This window comes from Companilactobacillus halodurans, assembly GCF_009600985.1.
GTDB lineage: Bacteria > Bacillota > Bacilli > Lactobacillales > Lactobacillaceae > Companilactobacillus > Companilactobacillus halodurans.
The window spans coordinates 1-2,733 of record NZ_VDFP01000061.1; the positions used below are offsets into that span (position 1 = coordinate 1).

The following is a 2,733-nucleotide window of genomic DNA, read 5'->3' on the forward strand; positions in this document are numbered from 1 at the left end:
CGCTAGCTATATTGGTATCTATATTAGCTTCAGAACAAAGGAAAAAGAAAACTCTATATCCAGCTCCATTAATATTATCTTTGTATAGCTTAGAAAAAGTTTCCCTGATAATAGCGGCCCAATAAATATTTCTCTTCTTTTTCACAAAATCTCCTCCTTTTTAGTTTCCTATATGCGTAAATAATAAAACAAAATATACTAAATTAGAAACTAAAAGTTTATATTAGGAAACTCATATTTTCTGTAAAAAGCTTTAAATCAAGAAATTTTAAATATTGTATGCCCTTCCCTATATTAATAAGAGGAATTAAGATAAAAAATAAACCTCTACACGATTAGATCATGTAAAGGCAAGAAAGAAGGCAATAATCTTAACACAGTTTTTGTAAACGCCGTTGGGAATCTACTCCAATAGATAGCAATCGCGGCGTAATATAAACCATTTAGCCCAAAAGATTGTCACCAATCTATTTAACTTTTGCTGTTAAATAAGATTTTAAATGATTCAAAGGAGAAAGTACAGCTAGCAGCTGCTTTCTTCTTTTTTATTCACCAAATTATATAATTTCGTTGATGATTATCCCATTTAGCCACAATCAATTCAGCTTCTGTCGGTTCAGACAAGCTATCACCATCAACATTTATCAAATCACCATTATCAGCATCATCTAATTTCAACTGCTTTTTAATTATCTTAAGTAAACCCCCATAACCAATTTGACGGGTTCCAGCCAAGGCTTGCTCCAAGTCATCAATTACTTGTTGGTTACGATTATCATCGTCCGTCATGTAATCAGCAGACTTGACTTGATATTTAGCCGTCTCCTGTGCGCTAGCAAGCAAAGAAGGCTTTCCCTTAGATTTATTCACTCGAACCGCCTCAACGTTCACAATCGGCTTATATGAGCTTTTAAGAGCCTTCTGCCATAAGCTAGTCCAATCAGCCTGAGACAAATAGTTTCCTGTTCCTTTAAAATAAGCACTCTTAACAAACAACAAAACATGCAAATGTTGATGATAAGAACCATTTGCATTCATTGTAATTTCAGTCGAGCGAACAAAGCCTAGCAAGTTCTTAGATACCTTTTTATAATGAACCAGCTTAAAGAAAGCATGAGTTAACGCCTTCAAACGCCATTTTAAATCAACACCATCAACTGAATTTTCCTCTGTAAGTGTCAAAAAAATAAATCTAGCGGTTGAATGTTGCCGATGAGCTTCTGTCAAAATTTTAGTTAACTGACTAGAGTTTTTTAAGCTCCTACGCCAGTTACACAAAGGACATAACCGACTCTTACAGAACCACGTTTGATAAAGCTTAGTCGAACCATCAGGCAATTTTCGAAAACGCAAAACATCAGCGCATCCTTGTACTTTATGTGCTTTTTTATATAACAAAATTGATAGATATTCTGCATAACGTAAGTTTTCTAATTTCTTCTGCCGCCAAGGTCGTGGCTTCCCATAACTATTTTTATCTTGCAATATCTTTTTATTTACCAAATCAAAAGCCCCTCTCACTAATCACGTGAGAGGAGCTAATCTTTTTATGTACTTACTTAACCTAGGTACTTGACGCTTAATAACTCAAGCTTTAAACTATGTCTAGTAAATACGAATATTTAAGATTAACTCACGTGTTCCGGGTCGCCAAACTAGGAATTCTCACGTGGGTTTTTTTATTATTTTATTTTATACCATCATAATACGCTTTAAGCCAGACACGTCAAGGCTTAAAGGCAACTTTGAAAAAAATAATTGTGTCTAGTATGTATCAAGATAAGAAGAAAGCGACAAAAAACGTCGCTTTCAAAACCCAAAAAGACAGATCAGCAAAAACCGCTGAACTGTCTTTTTTTAAAACCGTGGCTTTCAGCCACACCGACCAGCTGAGCCAGCTGGAGCGCAACGCTTGCCGCCGCTGGGCTCGAGGAAACAATGGCTTGTTTCCTAGGACATAAGGCTCTTGGGTTGAGTAAAGTCAGTCAACTCCTTAAAGCCTCCAAGAGGGGCTAACATCGCCTGTAAGGCTCAATAAGCCCCTCTAAGTCGATTTACCGTTGACAGACAGTTAGATAGCTCACTGTTAGCTAAAATCGCTTAAAACGCAAATAAGAGCCTTTAAAATTAACGTTCAAAAATAAAAAAGTTCGAAGGAGCTAGCGACTGAACTTATTTATTTTTGAATGTTCCAAACTGACGCAGCCAGTTACGTTTGAGCAACGCGAAATCTGATGCAGGTTTTGATGGGTTTAGCACAACACAACTTCATGTTGTGTGTAAGTGCGCATTGACCCAAAAATCTCATTCTATTTGATTAGACCAAAAGCAGTACTAACCTCAACGAAACGGTTCTTCCAATTGACCCGTTTCTTCATCAAGCTCAAACTTCTGATTAATTCCAATTTTTGTCAAATTATCACTAAAATCTTCTCTCAAAGCCTCTCTCTCATTCTCATATCCTTTACCAGCATATATCAAGTTAGGATTAATCATAAAACCAGAACTAGTACGAGCCAAATACTGATCATCTAATAATAAATGTATAGCTTTAGATACAGTACTTTTATTCATTCCCAAAACTTCAGCAATTCGTTTTTGACTAACGCTAGCTATATTGGTATCTATATTAGCTTCAGAACAAAGGAAAAAGAAAACTCTATATCCAGCTCCATTAATATTATCTTTGTATAGCTTAGAAAAAGTTTCCCTGATAATAGCGGCCCAATAAAT

The 2,733-nt window shown here is 35.7% G+C and carries 3 protein-coding genes; 1 reads left to right on the top strand and 2 read right to left on the bottom strand.

Translation table 11 applies throughout. From position 1 onward, the window contains the following. Window positions 1-549: 549 nt before the first annotated feature. Window positions 550-1,503: a protein rep gene (locus FHL06_RS12310; RefSeq protein WP_153386864.1), complete on the bottom strand. Its 954-nt coding sequence runs from the start codon at window positions 1,501-1,503 to the stop codon at window positions 550-552. A gap of 242 nt (window positions 1,504-1,745) precedes the next feature. On the opposite strand from FHL06_RS12310, the gene FHL06_RS14415 reads away from it, so the two are divergent. Next, a complete protein-coding gene (locus FHL06_RS14415) occupies window positions 1,746-1,961 on the top strand; it encodes a hypothetical protein (RefSeq protein WP_238334040.1) in 216 nt (71 codons plus the stop codon). Window positions 1,962-2,340: 379 nt separating this feature from the next. Here the strand turns inward: FHL06_RS14415 and FHL06_RS12320 are convergent. Then, a partial coding sequence (locus FHL06_RS12320) for a MarR family transcriptional regulator (protein WP_153386866.1) occupies window positions 2,341-2,733 on the bottom strand: 393 nt, incomplete at its 5' end.